Genomic DNA, 15,324 nt, shown 5'->3' on the forward strand with positions numbered 1-15,324 from the left:
CGCAAGCTCGAAGTGGCGCGGCGGATCTACGAGCGGGCGTTGAAGGACGGGCTCCAGCCCTGGCAGCTCCTGTTCGACGTCCTGACGTTCACGCTCGCTACCGGCGACGACCAGTACAAGAACAGCGCGGTCGAGACGATCGAAGGCATCGGGCTGGTGAAGGAGAAGCTGCCTGGCGCGCTGACGGTGCTCGGCGTCTCCAACGTCAGCTTCGGGCTCGCGAAGCAGACGCGGCCCATCCTCAACTCGGTGTTCCTGACCCATTGCCTGAAGGCGGGGCTGGATGCGGCGATCATCAACCCCCGCGACGTCCTTCCCTGGAACGAGATCCCTGCAGAAGCGCGCCAGCTCGCCGAGGACCTGGTGCTCGCCCGCCGCGACGATGCTCTGGCGCGGCTGATCGAGCATTTCGAAGCCAAGGGGCCGGCAAAGGCGGTAGCGCAGGAGGAGCGGCAGTTCGACACGCCGGAGGCGCGGCTGCACCACATGATCGTCGACCGCCAGCAGAAAGGGCTGATCGAGGCGATCGACGCCTGCCTGAAGACTCGCTCGGCGGTCGGCGTGATCAACGACGTCCTGCTCGGGGCGATGAAGGAGGTCGGCGACCGGTTCGGTGCCGGAGAATTGATCCTCCCCTTCGTCCTGCAGAGCGCCGAGTTGATGAAGAAGGCCGTAGCGTACCTCGAGCAATTCATGGAGAAGAACGACTCGTATTCGCGCGGCACCGTCGTTCTCGCCACCGTGTTCGGAGACGTGCACGACATCGGCAAGAACCTGGTGAAGACGATCCTCTCCAACAACGGCTACACGGTGCACGACCTCGGCAAACAGGTGCCGGTGGACCGCATCGTCGACACCGCGGCGGAAAAGAAGGCCGACGCCATCGGCCTCTCGGCGCTGCTCGTCTCCACTTCTCGGCAGATGCCGCTGGTCGTGCAGGAGATGGATCGGCGGGGGCTGAAGCTCCCGATCCTGATCGGCGGCGCCGCCATCAACCGCAAGTACGGCTGGCGCACAGCCTACGTCGAGGGGACCGACAGGCTGTACGAGGGCGGCGTCTATTACTGCCGCGACGCCTTCGAGGGACTCGACACCATGAACGTCCTCCAGGATGGCGACGGGCGCCCCAAGTTGCTCGAGAAGCTGCGCCGCGAAGCCCACATGCACCGGACGATGGTGATCGCCGGTGCGGAGCGCGCGTCGGGCCAGCAGCTCGCCGCGGTCACCGATGTCGCGCCGCGCAGCGTGGCTCCGCCGCCCAAGGTGTCGCCGCCGTTCTGGGGGACGAGGATCGTGCCGCCGGAGGACCTCGCCCTGCGCGACATCTTCGACTGCCTCGATCTCATCGAGCTCTACAAGCTGCAGTGGGGCGTGAAGGTGAAGTCGCGCGAGATGTACCAGAAGCTCATCGCGGACGAGTTCGCCGTGCGCCGTCACGAGCTGCAGGAGGAGTGCATCCGCAACGGTTGGCTGACGCCCAAGGTCATCTACGGGTACTTCCCCTGCTCCGGGAAGGGAAACGACGTGACCGTGCTCGACGCTTCGACGCGCAAGCCGACCTGGACGTTCAAGTTTCCCCGCAAGCTCGAAGAGCCGCGCAAATGCCTCGCCGATTACTTGTCGGAGGACGACGTGGTGGCGTTCCAGGCCGTCACGGTCGGTGACCGCGCGACGCAGCTGTGCGCGCAGTGGGAAGCGGCGGGCGAGTTCACGAAGTCCTACTTCCTGCACGGCCTCGCCGTCGAGACGGCGGAGGCGCTGGCGGAGTACTGGCACCGCCGCGTCCGCGCGGAGATGGGCCTGCCGCCTGAACAGGGAAAGCGCTATTCGGCAGGCTATCCGGCCTGGCCTGATCTCGCCGACCAGGCCGGCGTCTGGGCCGTCCTCCATCCGGAGCGCATCGGCATCACGCTGACCGAGGCGCACCAGATGGTCCCCGAGCAGAGCACCAGCGCGATCATCGTCTGGCACCCCGAGGCGAGCTACTACTCCGTCCGGACCGCGACCACGCCCTGATCCCGGTCGTTGCCGGTGAGCCGCGGCTCAGCGGCAGGCGAAGTTCGCGGCGTCGTCGATGCTGCCCGTGCCCTTGTAGACGGCGTGCTGCGGGTAGACGCAGAGCGGCCGCGTACGTCCGGCCACCGCTCCTCCTGACGCGATGATCCGCTGCGGCGCGTTCCCGTGTTCGACCCAGTCCACGAGCGGCGAGAAGGCGTCGAAGACATTGGGTCCCGGGCCGCCGCCGCAGTGGTGCATGTCGGGGACGAGGAAGAAGCGGAAGAAGTCGCGCACGGCATGAGCGGTGCCCATCGCGCGGTCGACGTCCTCGTAGTAGTCGATCGTCTTCAGCGCGCTGAGCGCGTGGTCGGTCCAGCCGTGGTACATGACGATCTTCGACCCGCGCTTCTGCAGCGCACGCAGATCCGGATCCGTCGCGTTCAGGATCAGCCCCGTCCTCGTCAGCTTTCCCGGGTCCGTATCGAAGTTGAAGGTGAACGGGTTGTAGCTCGGGTTGTTGAAGACGATGTAACGGAAGAACTGGTCCTGGAAGGTGAACTGCAGCGGAGGGTCGATCGAGCCGCCGCTGATCCAGACGTCCCAACCGCCATTGCTCTCAGCTCCGGCCGGGAACCCAGGCGTGATCGGCCGTCCATTCGACCTCGACGGGCCCGCATACACCTTGCGCACGGCCTGCACCTGCGCAGCGGTAAGGCAGTTCGGAGCGTCAGCTCCAGGGCAGCGAAGGACGCCCGGGTCGAAGTTACACGCGCGGGGATCCTGCACGAGGCCGTCGACCAGGCCGTCCGCGGCATCGCATTGCGCAGTAACGGCGTTCTCGATGAGCGGGAGCTTCGTCACGGGAATGGGCGCGGCAGCGACGGCGCGCGAGTCCCAGTTGAAGCCCATCATGAACTCGGTCCAGTCGAATGCCGGCGCGCCCACCACCAGGCCGTCGAAGTCCTCCGGGAAGCGCTGCGCCTCCATCAATCCCTGACCACCGCCGCGGGAGCAACCGTTGAAGTACGAGCGGCTCGGGCCACGCCCGTAATACGCCGCCGTTATCGCTTTCGCCGTCGTCGTCGTGACGTGAACGGCGCGATATCCGAAGTCGATCACCCCCTGGGGATTGTTCAGCGCCCATGTGGCGTCGAGCGCGCCACCCAACGCTCCCCCTCCTTTGTGGCCCGTGTCCGTCGCAGCGGTCGCGTATCCGAGCGGGAGAACGGCGCTCGCGTCCGGGATGAACCCGACGTAGCCGCCTCCGCCCTGATGGAAGAGCTTGCCGTTCCAACTTGTCGGCAGCTGAACGACGAACCCGATCGTTCCCGGCCCAATGTTTCCCTGGACGTTGCAGTACTCGGGCAACGTCGATGTCGCGACCACCAACGTCGCGGTGATGCTCGTCACGTCGGGCAGCTTGAGTCGACTGAGCGCGCTGCACTGCGTAGCGGACGCGGCCTGTGCCGCTCGAGCGCCCGTCAGCGCCGCGATGAACACGCATGCTGTGAAGCCGGCCACTCTCGCAATCTTGGTCATGGGACTCCCCCTTTAGGTGGCGCACATTGAACGGCGAGCGGGCGCGAGCGCAAGACGCGGCGAGTCGGCGACCTTCGTCGCAGCTCAGCGCGTCCACGCCGCGGTGATCAGGCGAGCGACTGCTTGGGGCGCATCGACATGCGCGTGATGCCCCGTGCCGGCGACGGTGTGGGCGGACATTTTCAATTTCGGGAAACGGGCCCGCAGTTCCGATTCCTGCGGGAGCATTCCTCTTTCTCCCCGAAGCAGCAGGACAGGCACCGTCGCCTGCGTGCAGACGAGCTGGACGACCGGCTCTACGATGGGAAGCGGCGAGTGCGCGCGCAGGAGCGGGTCCCACTTCCAGGCCAGCGCGTTGTCCTGTTCGGGATCTGGACTGACGCCGCCGTGCGCGAGCAGCCGCGCCGCCGTTTCGGAAAGTGAGCCATTGTTGCGCATCAGCCTCTGCGCGGCATCTGCGACCGAGTCGACGCGGCGCCGCTTGCGCGGCATCTGCCGCAGGTCCTCGAGGTAGCTGCCGAGGCGCGCCGGCACCTCCTCGGTGGAGATGCTCAGCGGCACCGCGTCGATCATCGTCAGATGCGACACTCGACCCGGCCGGAGCGCTGCATAGATCAATGCCGCCGCCGCGCCCATCGAATGCCCGACGATGCGTACCGGTTCCTGCGGCGAGAGGACCTCGAGGGCGCCGTCCAGGTCGGCGATGTACTCGACGAAGTGATAGAAGCCGCCCGGCCCGACCCACTGCGAATCACCGTGCCCGCGGAAATCCATCGCGACGGTCCGACCGGGCAGCAGGGGCGCGAGCAGGTCGAAGGAGCCGGCGTGATCGAGCCAGCCGTGCAGCATCAGCGTCAGCTCGCCCTCGCCGCGTTCGACGCAGTGGAGCTTCAAGCCACGGACGTTGAGCAAGCGGTGGTTCACGGAGCAGAGGCTAACAACTTGACCGGTCGCGCGCCGTTTGCTACCGGCGCGCGATGGCGAATCCCCTCGTCGGCATCATCATGGGCAGCAAGACCGACCTCGAGGTGCTGAATGGCGCCGTCGAGATCCTGAAGGAGTTCGGCATCGAGCACGAGGTGCGCGTGCTCTCCGCGCATCGGACGCCAGAGCAAGTGCTGGAATGGTCGTCCAGCGCCGAGAGTCGCGGGCTCGAAGTGCTCATTGCCGGGGCCGGCGGAGCGGCACACTTGCCCGGGGTGGTCGCGGCGAAGACGGTGCTGCCGGTTCTCGGCGTGCCCGTGCCGTCCACCACGCTGGGCGGCGCCGACGCGCTCCTTTCGATCGTGCAGATGCCGAAGGGGATTCCGGTAGGCACGCTCGCCATCGGAAAGTCCGGAGCAGCGAATGCCGCGCTGCTTGCCATCGCCATCCTCTCCGGAAAGCGTCCCGACTTGCGCGAGCGCCTGCGCGCCTGGCGGAAGAAGCGCGCCGAAGAAGTGCTCCAGGCGGACAAGTCCGTCAGCGGATCTTGACGCCCATCGCCAGCCCTTCGGCGGTGGGCAGCATCGTGGCGCGGAAGCGGCCGCCGCGCGCCAGCTCCTCGTTGAACTTGCGCAGCGCCGCGCGGCCGTCGTCGCCGCCTGGCCGGTGGATCTCGCCGAAGCCGAACGCGTTGTCCGCGAGAACCACTCCTCCTTCGCGAAGGTGGTCGGCGGCCCAGGCGAGATAGCCGGGGTAGCTCACCTTGTCGGCATCGATGAAGACCAGATCGAATGGCGCTTCCGCCTCGATCTCGCGCAACATCTGCAGCGCGGGTCCGATATGGATGTGCGCGCGTGAGGCGACGCGGGCCTTGTGGAACGAATCGGAGGCGACGCGCGCATGTTTTTCCGAATACTCGAACGTGTGCAGGACTCCGTGGACGCCCATCCCCCGGAGCAGGCACACGCCGCTGTAGCCGCCGAGCGTGCCGATCTCGACCGCCTTGAGGGCGCCAATGGCGCGCGCGATGACTTCCAGATGGAGGCCGTCGAATCGGCCCACGGCGATGGGCGGCAGCCCCTCGCGGATGCTGCGCTCGCGAATCTCGCGCAGCACTTCGTCCTCGGGGCGGAAGACTTCCTCGGCCCAGCGCGCGAGCGCGGGGTCGCCTTGGCCGAATCCCTTGTTCTCCGGCGAGTGCGTATCAGGCATGGCGGGGGACAGTACTCCGCCTCCGCCGAGACGTCTCGCCGCGATTACTCGCCATATCGGCGGCGCAACGCCTTCTTGCGGCCCTCGCGCTTCTTCTTTTCGAGCCGCCGCTCTTTCGCTGCCCGCGAAGGCTTCGTCGGACGCCGCGGCGGTGGCCGCCAGGCGCGCCGCGCCAGCTTCTCGCGCAGCCGCGCGAGCGCGATGCGGAGGTTCTGCGTCCTCGATCTTTCGTCCTTCCCTTCGACCCTCACCCCCGAAGGAAGATGGACCAGCCGAATGGCCGTCTCGGTCTTGTTGCGGTGCTGGCCTCCGGGACCGCTCGCGCGATGGGCCTGGACGTCGCACTGCGCGAGCAGCGCGTCGTCCGGCAACAGGTGCCAGCCGCCCGCCTCCAAGGACGCCACCTAGGCCATCTGGTCCTTGGCCGCCGCCTCGATCTGGCGCGCGAGCCGCAGGTCGCGGTCGGTAATGCCGCCCTTGTCGTGGCTGGAGAGCGTGAGCGTCACCTTGTGGAACTGGATGAGGATGTCCGGATGGTGATCGGCGCGGTCGGCCAGCTCCCCGACCGTTCCCGCGAATGCCATCGCCGCCTTGAACCCCTTGAGATCGAACGTCTTCTGCAGCGCGTTGCCCTGCCGTTTCCATCCCGGCAGCTCCGCCAGGGCCCCCTGGATCTCGGTGTCTCCCGCCAGGCCTTTGTCCGCCATGCACGCGTCCTTTCCCCGAAGCTCCGGTCCAACTTAACCGTCATCCGACACTTCCGCAGCATCCCGTATCAGGGAAAGTCCTGTTACAACAGCGCGCATGCCGTTGACCCCCGCGTTCGAGGCCAGCGTCCACGGATCCCGCCGCGACGAGGTGCTCCGCCGCATGCGCGAAATGGCGCCAGGTCCGGCGGTGGCGATCTTTCCGGCAACGCCGGTCGCCACGCGGAACAGCGACGTCGAGCACCCCTACCGCGCCCACAGCGACGTCTACTGGCTGACCGGGTTCGAGGGACCGGAAGCGGTGGTGGTCCTCTCCACGAGCGGCGACAGACCGTTTACGCTCTTCGTCCGCCCCCGCGACAAGGAGAAGGAGATCTGGACGGGGCGGCGCGCGGGAACGGAAGGGGCGATCAAGAGCTTCGGGGCCGACCAGGCGTTCGAAATCGGCAAGCTCGACGAGGAGCTGCCGAAGCTGCTCGGTTCGGCGCGCACGCTCTTCTATCGCCTCGGTGGAGACGACCCCCAGTTCGACGCTCTCATCGCCAGGATGCTGCGCACGCTGCGCGCTCGCGCGCGCGCCGGAGTGAACGCTCCGCCGCGCATCGAGGATCCCGGCGAGATCGTCCACGAGCTGCGGCTGCGGAAGGAACCGCGGGAGCTGGACGCGCTCCGTAAAGCGGTCGAGCTGACGCGCAAAGGCCATGTCGCCTCGATGAAGACGGGGCGTCCGGGGATGCACGAGTACGACTTGCACGCGCTGCTCGAGCGTGAATTCCGCCAGGCCGGCGGCCGCGGCTGGGGCTATTACCCGATCGTGGCGGCGGGCGAGAACGCCACCGTCCTCCACTACAACGACAACTGCGTGCAGATCCGCGACGGCGATCTGGTACTGATCGACGCCGGCGCCGAGTATGACCTGTATACCGCCGACGTGACCCGCACCTTCCCCGCTTCGGGGAGGTTCAGCCCCGCCCAGCGTTCCTGCTACCAGCTCGTGCTCGACGCGGCCGACGCGTGCATCGCGGCGATCCGGCCGGGTGAAACCATCGAGGGCCTGCACCAGAAGGCGGTGCGGATTCTCACCGAGGGCATGGTGAAGCTGGGGCTGCTCAAGGGCGACGTCGATCAGCTGATCAAGGAGAACGCCTTCCGGCGGTACTACATGCACCGGACCAGCCACTGGCTCGGCCTCGACGTGCACGACGTCGGCAACTACAGCATCGACGGCAAGGCACGGCCGCTCGAGCCGGGAATCGTCTTCACCATCGAGCCTGGACTCTACGTCGCGAGCGACGACGAGAGCGCGCCCGCAGAGCTGCGTGGAATCGGCATCCGCATCGAGGACGACATCCTCGTCACCGATTCCGGGCACGAGAACCTGACGGTCTCGATTCCGCGCACGATCAAGGACGTCGAGGCGACGTGCGTGTCTTAATCCTTACCCCCGCCCTTGACCTTTTGCGTCTTCTTGTTCGCCGGCTCGTACGGATCGATCAGCTCGCCATAGCGGACGAGGTCACCGGTCGCCTTGAACTCGGCGATGGAGATCAACACTTCCGTGTCCGCGCCCACGAATCCCACGCCGAGAAGTCCCTCTTCGGGCACGTCGGCCCGGTACATCTCGAGGCCGTTCTGCAGCAGCGGGCCGATCTCCTTCACGTATTGCTCCACGCTGTGCACGCGGATGCGTTTCATGGGCGCGCATGAATAGCACACTCGCAGATCGGCTGGTGTCGTGGTTTGCCGGTGCGAAGCGCGATCTGCCCTGGCGGAAGGAGCCGCGCGATCCCTACCGGGTCTGGATCAGCGAAGTGATGCTGCAGCAGACGCGCGTGGATGTCGTGATCCCTTACTACAGGCGGTTCTTGCGGCGTTTCCCGACGCTGCGCGCGCTTGCCAAGGCGCCGCTCGACGACGTCCTCGCTCACTGGAGCGGGCTCGGGTACTACGCGCGGGCCCGGAACCTCCATCGCGCGGCGCAGGCGTGCGGCGGCAGCCTTCCCGGGACTGCCGCGCAGCTTCGTACGCTCCCGGGCTTCGGGCCGTACACCGCGGCGGCCGTCGCATCGCTGGCGTTTGGCGAGGACGTGCCGCTGGTGGACGGCAACGTCGCGCGCGTGCTCTCGCGCATCTTCACCGTTCGCGGCGACGCGCGGGCAAAGGCCTGGAAGATCGCTGCGCAGCTCTTGCCGGCGGGTGGCGGCGGACCGTTCAACGAAGCGCTGATGGAGTTGGGCGCGACCGTGTGCACGCCGCGAAACCCGGCTTGCGGGCGCTGTCCGGTCCAGGAGATGTGCCGCGGGCGGAACGATCCAACGAGATACCCTTCGCCCCGCCGGCGGGCGCAGCGCTTGATGCTGGAGTGGCGCGCCCTTGCGTTGCGACGCCGCGACGGAGCCGTATTGCTCGCCCGGCGCCCAACCGGAACGCTCTTTGCCGGGCTCTGGGATCTGCCGGCGGAAAAGCCGGCGGGAATCCGGATGCACGGGCGCGCGACGAACCGCGGGATCGTGGAGCAGACGCTGACGCACAGGGAGGTGCGCGTCACGATTGAGACGGCACGAGCCAGCGGCACTCCGGTCGACGCCGATGTCCGCTGGGTGGCGCCGGAGGGGATTGCCGCGCTGGGAATCTCGTCGCTGGCGCGCAAGTTCCTGCGCCGCGCGGGCGTCTTGACACCCGCCCGCACCTCAAGGACGTTGCCTGCGCCGTGATCGGATTGCTGCTCATCGCACAGGCGCTGCCGCCGGTGCAGGCGGTACAGCCGCCGGCGGAATCGTCGCTGAACGCGCCGCTGCCGCAACTCACGCCGGCGCCGGCGCCGGAGGGGCCCCTCCTTCCGCTGGCGGGTGCGCTGGAGGCTGCCCGGACGCAATCGCCCGATCTCGCCGTCGCGCTCGAGCGCGTGCGCCAGGCGGAGAACAACGTCCAACGTGCATGGGCCGCCTTGCAACCGACGCTGACCGCGACGGGAACGCTGACGTACAACAACTTTCCGGCCACCATCTTCACCGTGACGCCAGGACCACCCTTCTTCGATGTGACCGAAGGCAGCAACTGGACGCGGGCGGGGACGCTGCAGTTTGCCTGGAACCTGCTCAACTTCCGCGCCTTCCCCGCGCTCGCGAGCGCGCGCCAGCAGGTCGACGTCTCCCGGCTGACGCAGACACAGCAGCGCCGCGAGCTGCTGCTGTCCGTCGCCGCGATCTACTACTCTGGAGTGAGCCTGCGGGAGCTGGCGCAGGTCGCGCTCGCCCAGGCACGCGCGACCCGCGAGCACGCGGTGGAGGCGCAGGCGCGCTACGAAGCGGGGCTGATCCACCTCTCCGCGGCTCTGCGCGCGCGCATCGATTACCTCCGCGCCGATCAGGAGACGCGCCGCGCGCAGTTCGCGTATGCGATTTCCAAGAGCCAGCTCGCCGCCCTGCTCGATCGGCGCGATATCGCGTTCGAGCTGGCGCCCCCGCCGCAGCCGCCGCAGGAGATCCGCGGCACGTTCCGCGAACTGTTGGAGCGGGCGATGCAGGAACGGCCCGAGATCGCCGCGGCGCGGGCGAACGAGGAGATCGCGGCGCGCCTGAAGACGGACGCCTGGGCGCAGTTCGCTCCCTCGCTGGCCGTGACGGGCACCGGTCGTTACAACGACCCGCCGACGAACTCGAGCGGAGAGAAAAGGACCTGGGCAGTCGCGCTGTCGCTGACACTGCCGCTGTACGACGGAGGCTTCCGCTACGTGGCGCTCAAGGACGCCGACAGCCAGCTCCGCCAGGCGCGCGCGCAGACCCGCTCGCAAGGAGCGCGCATCGAGGACGAGCTGCGGCGTGCGATCCTCGATCTCGATTCCGCCCGCGCGCTGCGAGACGAGGCGGAGCAGGCGCTGATCGTCTCGCGGGAAAACGAGCGGCTGATCCGCGCGCAGTTCGCCGCGGGAACCGCGACGCAGGTCGAGGTCAGCGACGCCGAGTCGGCGCTGTTCCAGAGCGAGTCGACCGCGCTGCAACAACGGCTCTCGGTCCAGCTCGCCGGCCTCAGGCTTGCCAACGCGGTGGGGGCCTTCGACGTCGCTGGAGGGTCCTGGTGATCGCCGACAAGCTGCTTGCGTTCACGCTGCTGGGCGCGGGCTGGGTCCTCTGGTTGCTCCTGGCGCTGTCGGTGCTGTCGGTCGCGGTGATGGTGGAGCGGGCGCTCTACTTCGGCAGCCGGCGAATGTCGAAGGTATTCCCGCGGCTGCTCGAGTTGTGCCTGAGCGGCGACCTCAAGTCCGCGGCGACGCTGGCGACCACCGACTCGATGGAGGCGGAAGTCGTCCGCGCGGCCGCTGGAGTCGTGGAGGGCGGCACGCCGGCGGTGGAGAAGGCCGTCCAGTCCATCATCGACCGGCGGCGCCTCGAATACGAGAAGTGGCTGTTCGTGCTCGGCACTCTGGGAAACAACGCCCCCTTCATCGGTCTGTTCGGGACCGTGCTGGGCATCATTCGCGCCTTCGTCGACCTGGCCGCGGCGAACAAGAGTGGCGGCGGAACCAACACGGCCTCCGTGATGACCGGGATCTCGGAGGCTCTGGTCGCCACCGCGGTCGGACTCTTGGTGGCCATTCCCGCGGTGATGGCGTTCAACATCTTCCAGCGGTTGCTCAAGCGCGTGATCGGTCGCTCGAATGCGCTGGGCAATGCCATCGCTTCGGGGCTTCATCTGCGGAACGGGAGCAACTGATGGCGGGCGCGGCGGTGGACAACGAGGACGAGGCGATCACCGGGATCAACGTGACCCCGCTGGTGGACATCACGCTCGTGCTGCTGATCATCTTCATGGTGACCGCGAGGTACATCGTGAAGGAGACCATCGAGGTGGAGCTGCCCCGGGCGGCGCACGGTGGCGAGACCGTGCAGAAGACGTTCGCGGTGCTGGTGACGCGGGAGGGCAGGTCGTTCCTCAACGGCGTTCCCGTCGACGACGAGGCGCTGGTGTCCGAAGTGCACAAGGCGCGCGCGGCGGGCGAGGACGTGCAGGCGATCGTCGGCGCGGACAAGAACGCGACGCACGGCACGGTCACGCACCTGCTGGACCTGCTCAAGGGAGCCGGAGTGACGAAGTTCGCCATCCAGATCGAGAAGCAGCAGTAGGGCGGCATGCAGCGTCGAGCTTCCAGAGTGCTCCTGCCGCTTGGGACGTCGGTCGCGTTGCACGCGGCGATCGCCGTCTTCATCGTCGCCCTCGCGGTTCGACCGAGACCGATTCCGCAGGTGCCCATCCAGATCCTGGTCGTCGACGTGCCACCCGCGACAAAGGCGCCGGAGCCGCCGCCGAGACCGGTGCCGATGAAGGTCGCTCGCGCTCCGCGCACGCCTCGAGCCCTGCCGCCGCCGACCCCCACTCCTTTGCCGCCGTCGAGCACTCCGTCGCCGCCGACCAGCGAGGCGCCGCGAAGCATGCAGAATCCCGTCGTGATCACAGGAATCACGATGGAGAGCACGTCTCAGGGCGGCGCGTTCGTGGTGGGCGCCGGGAATACGTTGCGAAGCGCGCCGGAGAAGGTGGCACGCGATCCCCAGATGGTGAAGCCGTACAAGGCAGACCAGTATGCCACGGCGGCACAGGTCAACGAGCTGCCGCGGCCGCTCAACCGCGATGCCCTGAACCTGCGCAAGTACTACCCGCCGCAGGCGCGGAAGAACGGCTTCGAAGGCGACGTGGTGCTGCGACTGTTGATCGACGCGGACGGCAGCATCGCCAAGGTGGACGTCGTCAGCGATCCCGGAGAGGGCCTCGGCCCCGCGGCCGCACAAGCGGTTCGCGAGCTGCGATTCTCACCCGCCAAGGTGAACGGCGTCGCTGTTGCCACGACCGTCCCCTTCACGATTCACTTCACGCTCGATTGAGCCGCCTCGTGCATCTTCGATGCGTCGGCGTGTGGCCCTTCTAGGCGGCGGCCGACAGGGATTCCCTGGCCAGCAGCGCCGCCCCGACCACTCCGGCCTGTTCGCCCAATTCGGGGGCAGAGATCTGCAGCACGGCGCGCGAAGACTTCGTGGCGTGCGCCTCGACTCCAGAGATGGCTGCCCGGGTCATGCGCGGCGAGCCGAGGAGGACCCCGCCGCCGAGCAGGAGTCGCGCCGGGTTGAGCATGGTGACGAGGTTGGCGAGAGCGATCCCGAGGAGCCGCCCTGCTTCGTCGAGCAGCCTCGTCGACAGCTCGTCTCCCTCGTGCGCGGCCTTCTCCATCGCGGAGACGGTCATCTTGTCGGGCTCGCCGACGAGGTCGAGCAGCTTGCGGCCGACGGCGGGATAGCGCTGACCCCCAGCGCGCGCTGCGGCCATCGCGATGCGCAGGTCGTCGCGAGCCCAGGCAGCGAGATTCTGCCCGCCCGCATAGGCCTCGAGGCAGCCCCGCTGCCCGCAGGAACAATTGCGCCCGTTGGGGACGACCTGGATGTGACCGAGCTCGCCGGCAGCGCCGGCGGCGCCTTCATAGAGCTTGCCGGCCATGACGATCCCGGCGCCGATGTTGCTTCCGACGAGAACGACGATGAGATCGTTCGCGCCCCGTCCAGCGCCGACCGCGCGCTCGCCCCAGGCAGAGACGGAGAGCTCGCTGGCGATCCACAGCGGCGTCCGCGGAGTGCGCGCCTGCAGCAGCTTGATGAACGGGACGTCGCGCCAGCCGAGGGTCGGCGCGCTGCGCACCAGGCCCTGCTCGCGGTCGATGAGCCCGGCAACGCCGAGCCCCATCGCCTTCATTTCCGAAAACGGCATTCCGGCGGCGCCGCACGCCGTCTTCGCCGCTCGCAGCACCGCCTCCGCCACCTGCGGAGGCTCCTTGGAGAGCAGGCGGTGCTTTTCCTGCCCGAGCACGTGGCCTGTGGCATCGACCACCGCGGCGCGCACATTCACGCCGCCCAGATCGACGCCGAGGTACAGCTCGTCGCGCTTCATGACAAGGCGGTGATCCTAGCAGGCTTGCGGTCACTCGCGCGAGTCAGGCCAGCTCTTTGCGGATCTCCTGGACAGTTCCTTCGATCAGACGCTGGATCTCGCGCAGCTTCGCCTCGCTCGTCGCTTCCCAGCGGAGCACCAGCAGCGGCTGCGTGTTCGAGGCGCGGACGAGCCCCCAGCCACCGTCGACGACGAGGCGGACGCCGTCGACTTCGATGGTCTTGCCGTGCTTGCGCAGCCGCTCTTTCGCAAGCTCGACGGCGCGGAACTTCTTCTCCTCGGGGAAGTCGAAGCGGATTTCGGGAGACGCGTAGGTGCGCGGGATCCCGTCGAGCATCCGGCTCAGCGGCCGGCCATCGCGCGCGACCAGTTCCAGCAATCGCGCGGCCGAGTAGATGCCGTCGTCGAACCCGAAGTAGCGATGGCGGAAGAAGATGTGGCCGCTCATCTCGCCAGCGAGGAGCGCGTGCTCTTCCTTCATCTTCGTCTTGATCAGCGAATGGCCCGCCTTCCACATGATGGCGCGCCCGCCGTGCTTCTCGATGTCGTCGTAGAGGGTCTGCGAGCACTTCACCTCGCTGACGATGGCGGCGCCGGGGCGCTCGGCGAGCACGTCGCGGGAGAAGAGGATCATCAGCTGATCTCCCCAGAGGATGCTTCCGTTGTCGTCGATGGCGCCCACGCGGTCCGCATCGCCATCCCAGGCAATGCCCAGATCGGCCTTGCAGTCGGCGACCTTCTTCTGCAGGTCGCGCAGGTTCGCCTCGACCGTCGGGTCGGGATGGTGGTTCGGAAAGGTGCCGTCGAGGTTGCAGAACAGCTCGATGACGTGGTGACCGAGCGCGCGAAGCAGTCGCGGACCCACCAGCCCGCCGGTGCCATTCCCCGCGTCGCACACGACGCGCAGCGGGCGCACGGTCATTCCCAGGGACTCGACGATGAAGTGGATGTAGGGCGTGATGATGTCGTGGTCGGTCAGCCGCGCGCTTCGTCCACCGTCGCGCGCCTCGGCGACGCGGCGCTTCAGCTCCTGCACTTCGGGCCCCGCGAGCGTGCTCTTGCCGATTCCGACCTTGAACCCGTTGTACTCGGGCGGATTGTGCGAGCCGGTGATCATGCAGAGGCCGTCCACGGGAAGCACGTGCGCTGCGAAGTAGGTGACCGGCGTCGGGACGATGCCGATGGAGATCACGTCCACGCCGTACGATCGGACGCCGCGCGAGAACGCGCTCGCGAGACCCTCGCTGGAAAGGCGGTGGTCGCGCCCGAGCACCATGCTCTGCGCTCCCGGGTTCTTCTCCAGGAGGTACCGTCCAAACCCGCGCCCAAGCTGTTCGGCAAACTCCGGCGTCAGCTCGTTCGCAACGAGCCCGCGGATGTCGTACTCGCGGAAGACATGCATCGGGATGGCCATGGGCACTCCGCTCCGAAGAGACGGCGGACTGTACGCGCGGAGCGGTAGCGGGACAACCGCATCAGCCCGGACGGCGGTCTCAGGTCAACGTGATCGCCGTCACGTCACTGGCAGTTCATTGATGTGTTCGACGAGTTGCAACTGTCGAACCCCACGCGTGGCCAAGTACTCCCCGCGAGCGGGACGAGAGGTCCGGTCGAGTCGGTGATTACCGCATAGATCTTGCCCGCAAGCGTACCGAAGTAGAGCACGCCGTTGGCATCGATCGCAGGCTCTGTTCCGACGCTGTCCAACCTCGTGTCCGTTGGGACGCTCGAGATCGCTTGCGTCGAACTGCCCTGGAAGCTTGCGGACCAACTCGGCGCAAGCGACGGTGTATTCGAGGAGACGGTCAGGGGAACAAGCTCGAGATTGGCATCTGCACTGAAATAGATGACTCCGTCGGCCCCCAATGCTGGAGCCGATACGTTCCCGATCTTGCTTCCCGGGCTCGGCCCCGTTTGCCACGCCCACGTCTGTGTCGGGTCGGCTGTTGCAAATGCGCGAAGATGACCGTCGATGCTGTTGGGAGCTCCGAAGGCGTAGGTGCTGCCAACG

General features: G+C 67.6%; 15 protein-coding genes and 1 pseudogene (1 of these 16 only partly in view). 8 read left to right on the top strand and 8 right to left on the bottom strand.

Features of this window, described 5'->3' with window-relative positions:
- Window positions 1-2,016 (top strand): annotated as a pseudogene (locus E6J58_03105) (methionine synthase) (it extends 1,421 nt beyond the left edge of the window).
- Between the two features lie 27 nt (window positions 2,017-2,043).
- Here E6J58_03105 and E6J58_03110 read toward each other — a convergent pair.
- Window positions 2,044-3,537 (bottom strand): tannase/feruloyl esterase family alpha/beta hydrolase, encoded by a 1,494-nt coding sequence (locus tag E6J58_03110; protein ID TMB41496.1) that lies wholly within the window; start codon window positions 3,535-3,537, stop codon window positions 2,044-2,046.
- A gap of 84 nt (window positions 3,538-3,621) precedes the next feature.
- Window positions 3,622-4,461 (bottom strand): alpha/beta hydrolase, encoded by an 840-nt coding sequence (locus tag E6J58_03115; GenBank protein ID TMB41497.1) that lies wholly within the window; start codon window positions 4,459-4,461, stop codon window positions 3,622-3,624.
- Between the two features lie 53 nt (window positions 4,462-4,514).
- Between E6J58_03115 and purE the strand changes: the two genes are divergently transcribed.
- Window positions 4,515-5,012 carry a 5-(carboxyamino)imidazole ribonucleotide mutase gene (purE, locus tag E6J58_03120; protein TMB41498.1) on the top strand — a complete coding sequence of 166 codons (498 nt, stop codon included), beginning with the start codon at window positions 4,515-4,517 and terminating at the stop codon, window positions 5,010-5,012.
- On the opposite strand, the gene E6J58_03125 is transcribed toward purE, so the two are convergent.
- Genes E6J58_03125 through E6J58_03135 form a run of 3 tightly spaced genes read right to left on the bottom strand, consistent with a single transcriptional unit; the run spans window position 4,999 to window position 6,380 of the window.
- Complete coding sequence (locus tag E6J58_03125; protein TMB41499.1) at window positions 4,999-5,673, bottom strand: O-methyltransferase; 675 nt, start codon at window positions 5,671-5,673, stop codon at window positions 4,999-5,001. The two genes, purE and E6J58_03125, sit on opposite strands and share 14 nt — an antisense overlap.
- Window positions 5,674-5,717: 44 nt before the next feature.
- Window positions 5,718-6,077, bottom strand: a complete 360-nt coding sequence (locus tag E6J58_03130) for a peptide chain release factor-like protein (protein TMB41500.1) — start codon at window positions 6,075-6,077, stop codon at window positions 5,718-5,720.
- Window positions 6,078-6,380: a 4a-hydroxytetrahydrobiopterin dehydratase gene (locus tag E6J58_03135; protein ID TMB41501.1), complete on the bottom strand. Its 303-nt coding sequence runs from the start codon at window positions 6,378-6,380 to the stop codon at window positions 6,078-6,080.
- A 97-nt stretch (window positions 6,381-6,477) separates the two neighbouring features.
- Here E6J58_03135 and E6J58_03140 point away from each other — a divergent pair, with 97 nt between their 5' ends.
- Window positions 6,478-7,815, top strand: a complete 1,338-nt coding sequence (locus E6J58_03140) for a M24 family metallopeptidase (protein ID TMB41502.1) — start codon at window positions 6,478-6,480, stop codon at window positions 7,813-7,815.
- On the opposite strand, the gene E6J58_03145 is transcribed toward E6J58_03140, so the two are convergent.
- A complete protein-coding gene (locus E6J58_03145) occupies window positions 7,812-8,075 on the bottom strand; it encodes a hypothetical protein (GenBank protein ID TMB41503.1) in 264 nt (87 codons plus the stop codon). The genes E6J58_03140 and E6J58_03145 overlap by 4 nt on opposite strands.
- An 8-nt stretch (window positions 8,076-8,083) precedes the next feature.
- Here E6J58_03145 and mutY point away from each other — a divergent pair, with 8 nt between their 5' ends.
- The 5 genes from mutY (at window position 8,084) to E6J58_03170 (ending at window position 12,259) form a co-directional block, all read left to right on the top strand.
- The gene (mutY, locus tag E6J58_03150) at window positions 8,084-9,094 is read left to right on the top strand and encodes an A/G-specific adenine glycosylase (GenBank protein ID TMB41504.1); all 1,011 of its coding nucleotides are present in this window, start codon (window positions 8,084-8,086) and stop codon (window positions 9,092-9,094) included.
- Window positions 9,091-10,461, top strand: a complete 1,371-nt coding sequence (locus tag E6J58_03155; GenBank protein ID TMB41505.1) for a TolC family protein — start codon at window positions 9,091-9,093, stop codon at window positions 10,459-10,461. Before mutY ends, E6J58_03155 begins: the two co-directional genes overlap by 4 nt.
- Window positions 10,462-10,550: 89 nt before the next feature.
- Window positions 10,551-11,093 (top strand): MotA/TolQ/ExbB proton channel family protein, encoded by a 543-nt coding sequence (locus tag E6J58_03160; GenBank protein TMB41510.1) that lies wholly within the window; start codon window positions 10,551-10,553, stop codon window positions 11,091-11,093.
- The gene (locus E6J58_03165; GenBank protein ID TMB41506.1) at window positions 11,093-11,503 is read left to right on the top strand and encodes a biopolymer transporter ExbD; all 411 of its coding nucleotides are present in this window, start codon (window positions 11,093-11,095) and stop codon (window positions 11,501-11,503) included. The genes E6J58_03160 and E6J58_03165 overlap by 1 nt, the downstream gene beginning before the upstream one ends.
- Before the next feature lie 6 nt (window positions 11,504-11,509).
- On the top strand, window positions 11,510-12,259 hold the full coding sequence (locus tag E6J58_03170; GenBank protein ID TMB41507.1) for an energy transducer TonB: 750 nt from the start codon (window positions 11,510-11,512) through the stop codon (window positions 12,257-12,259).
- 40 nt (window positions 12,260-12,299) lie between these two features.
- Here E6J58_03170 and E6J58_03175 read toward each other — a convergent pair whose 3' ends face one another.
- Window positions 12,300-13,313, bottom strand: a complete 1,014-nt coding sequence (locus tag E6J58_03175) for an ROK family protein (GenBank protein ID TMB41508.1) — start codon at window positions 13,311-13,313, stop codon at window positions 12,300-12,302.
- Between the two features lie 43 nt (window positions 13,314-13,356).
- Window positions 13,357-14,721 carry a phosphomannomutase/phosphoglucomutase gene (locus tag E6J58_03180; GenBank protein ID TMB41511.1) on the bottom strand — a complete coding sequence of 455 codons (1,365 nt, stop codon included), beginning with the start codon at window positions 14,719-14,721 and terminating at the stop codon, window positions 13,357-13,359.
- Between the last annotated feature and the right edge of the window lie 603 nt (window positions 14,722-15,324).

It is taken from the genome of Deltaproteobacteria bacterium, from assembly GCA_005879535.1.
Classification (GTDB): Bacteria; Myxococcota; Myxococcia; order Myxococcales; family 40CM-4-68-19; genus 40CM-4-68-19.

Excerpts from the sequence above, each read along its gene's own strand:
- E6J58_03135 (TMB41501.1), bottom strand. The coding sequence starts at position 6,380 with ATGGCGGACAAAGGCCTGGCGGGAGACACCGAGATCCAGGGGGCCCTG.
- E6J58_03125 (TMB41499.1), bottom strand. The coding sequence starts at position 5,673 with ATGCCTGATACGCACTCGCCGGAGAACAAGGGATTCGGCCAAGGCGAC.
- E6J58_03110 (TMB41496.1), bottom strand. The coding sequence starts at position 3,537 with ATGACCAAGATTGCGAGAGTGGCCGGCTTCACAGCATGCGTGTTCATC.
- purE (TMB41498.1), top strand. The coding sequence starts at position 4,515 with ATGGCGAATCCCCTCGTCGGCATCATCATGGGCAGCAAGACCGACCTC.
- E6J58_03145 (TMB41503.1), bottom strand. The coding sequence starts at position 8,075 with ATGAAACGCATCCGCGTGCACAGCGTGGAGCAATACGTGAAGGAGATC.
- E6J58_03175 (TMB41508.1), bottom strand. The coding sequence starts at position 13,313 with ATGAAGCGCGACGAGCTGTACCTCGGCGTCGATCTGGGCGGCGTGAAT.
- E6J58_03170 (TMB41507.1), top strand. The coding sequence starts at position 11,510 with ATGCAGCGTCGAGCTTCCAGAGTGCTCCTGCCGCTTGGGACGTCGGTC.
- E6J58_03140 (TMB41502.1), top strand. The coding sequence starts at position 6,478 with ATGCCGTTGACCCCCGCGTTCGAGGCCAGCGTCCACGGATCCCGCCGC.
- E6J58_03160 (TMB41510.1), top strand. The coding sequence starts at position 10,551 with ATGGTGGAGCGGGCGCTCTACTTCGGCAGCCGGCGAATGTCGAAGGTA.
- E6J58_03165 (TMB41506.1), top strand. The coding sequence starts at position 11,093 with ATGGCGGGCGCGGCGGTGGACAACGAGGACGAGGCGATCACCGGGATC.
- mutY (TMB41504.1), top strand. The coding sequence starts at position 8,084 with ATGAATAGCACACTCGCAGATCGGCTGGTGTCGTGGTTTGCCGGTGCG.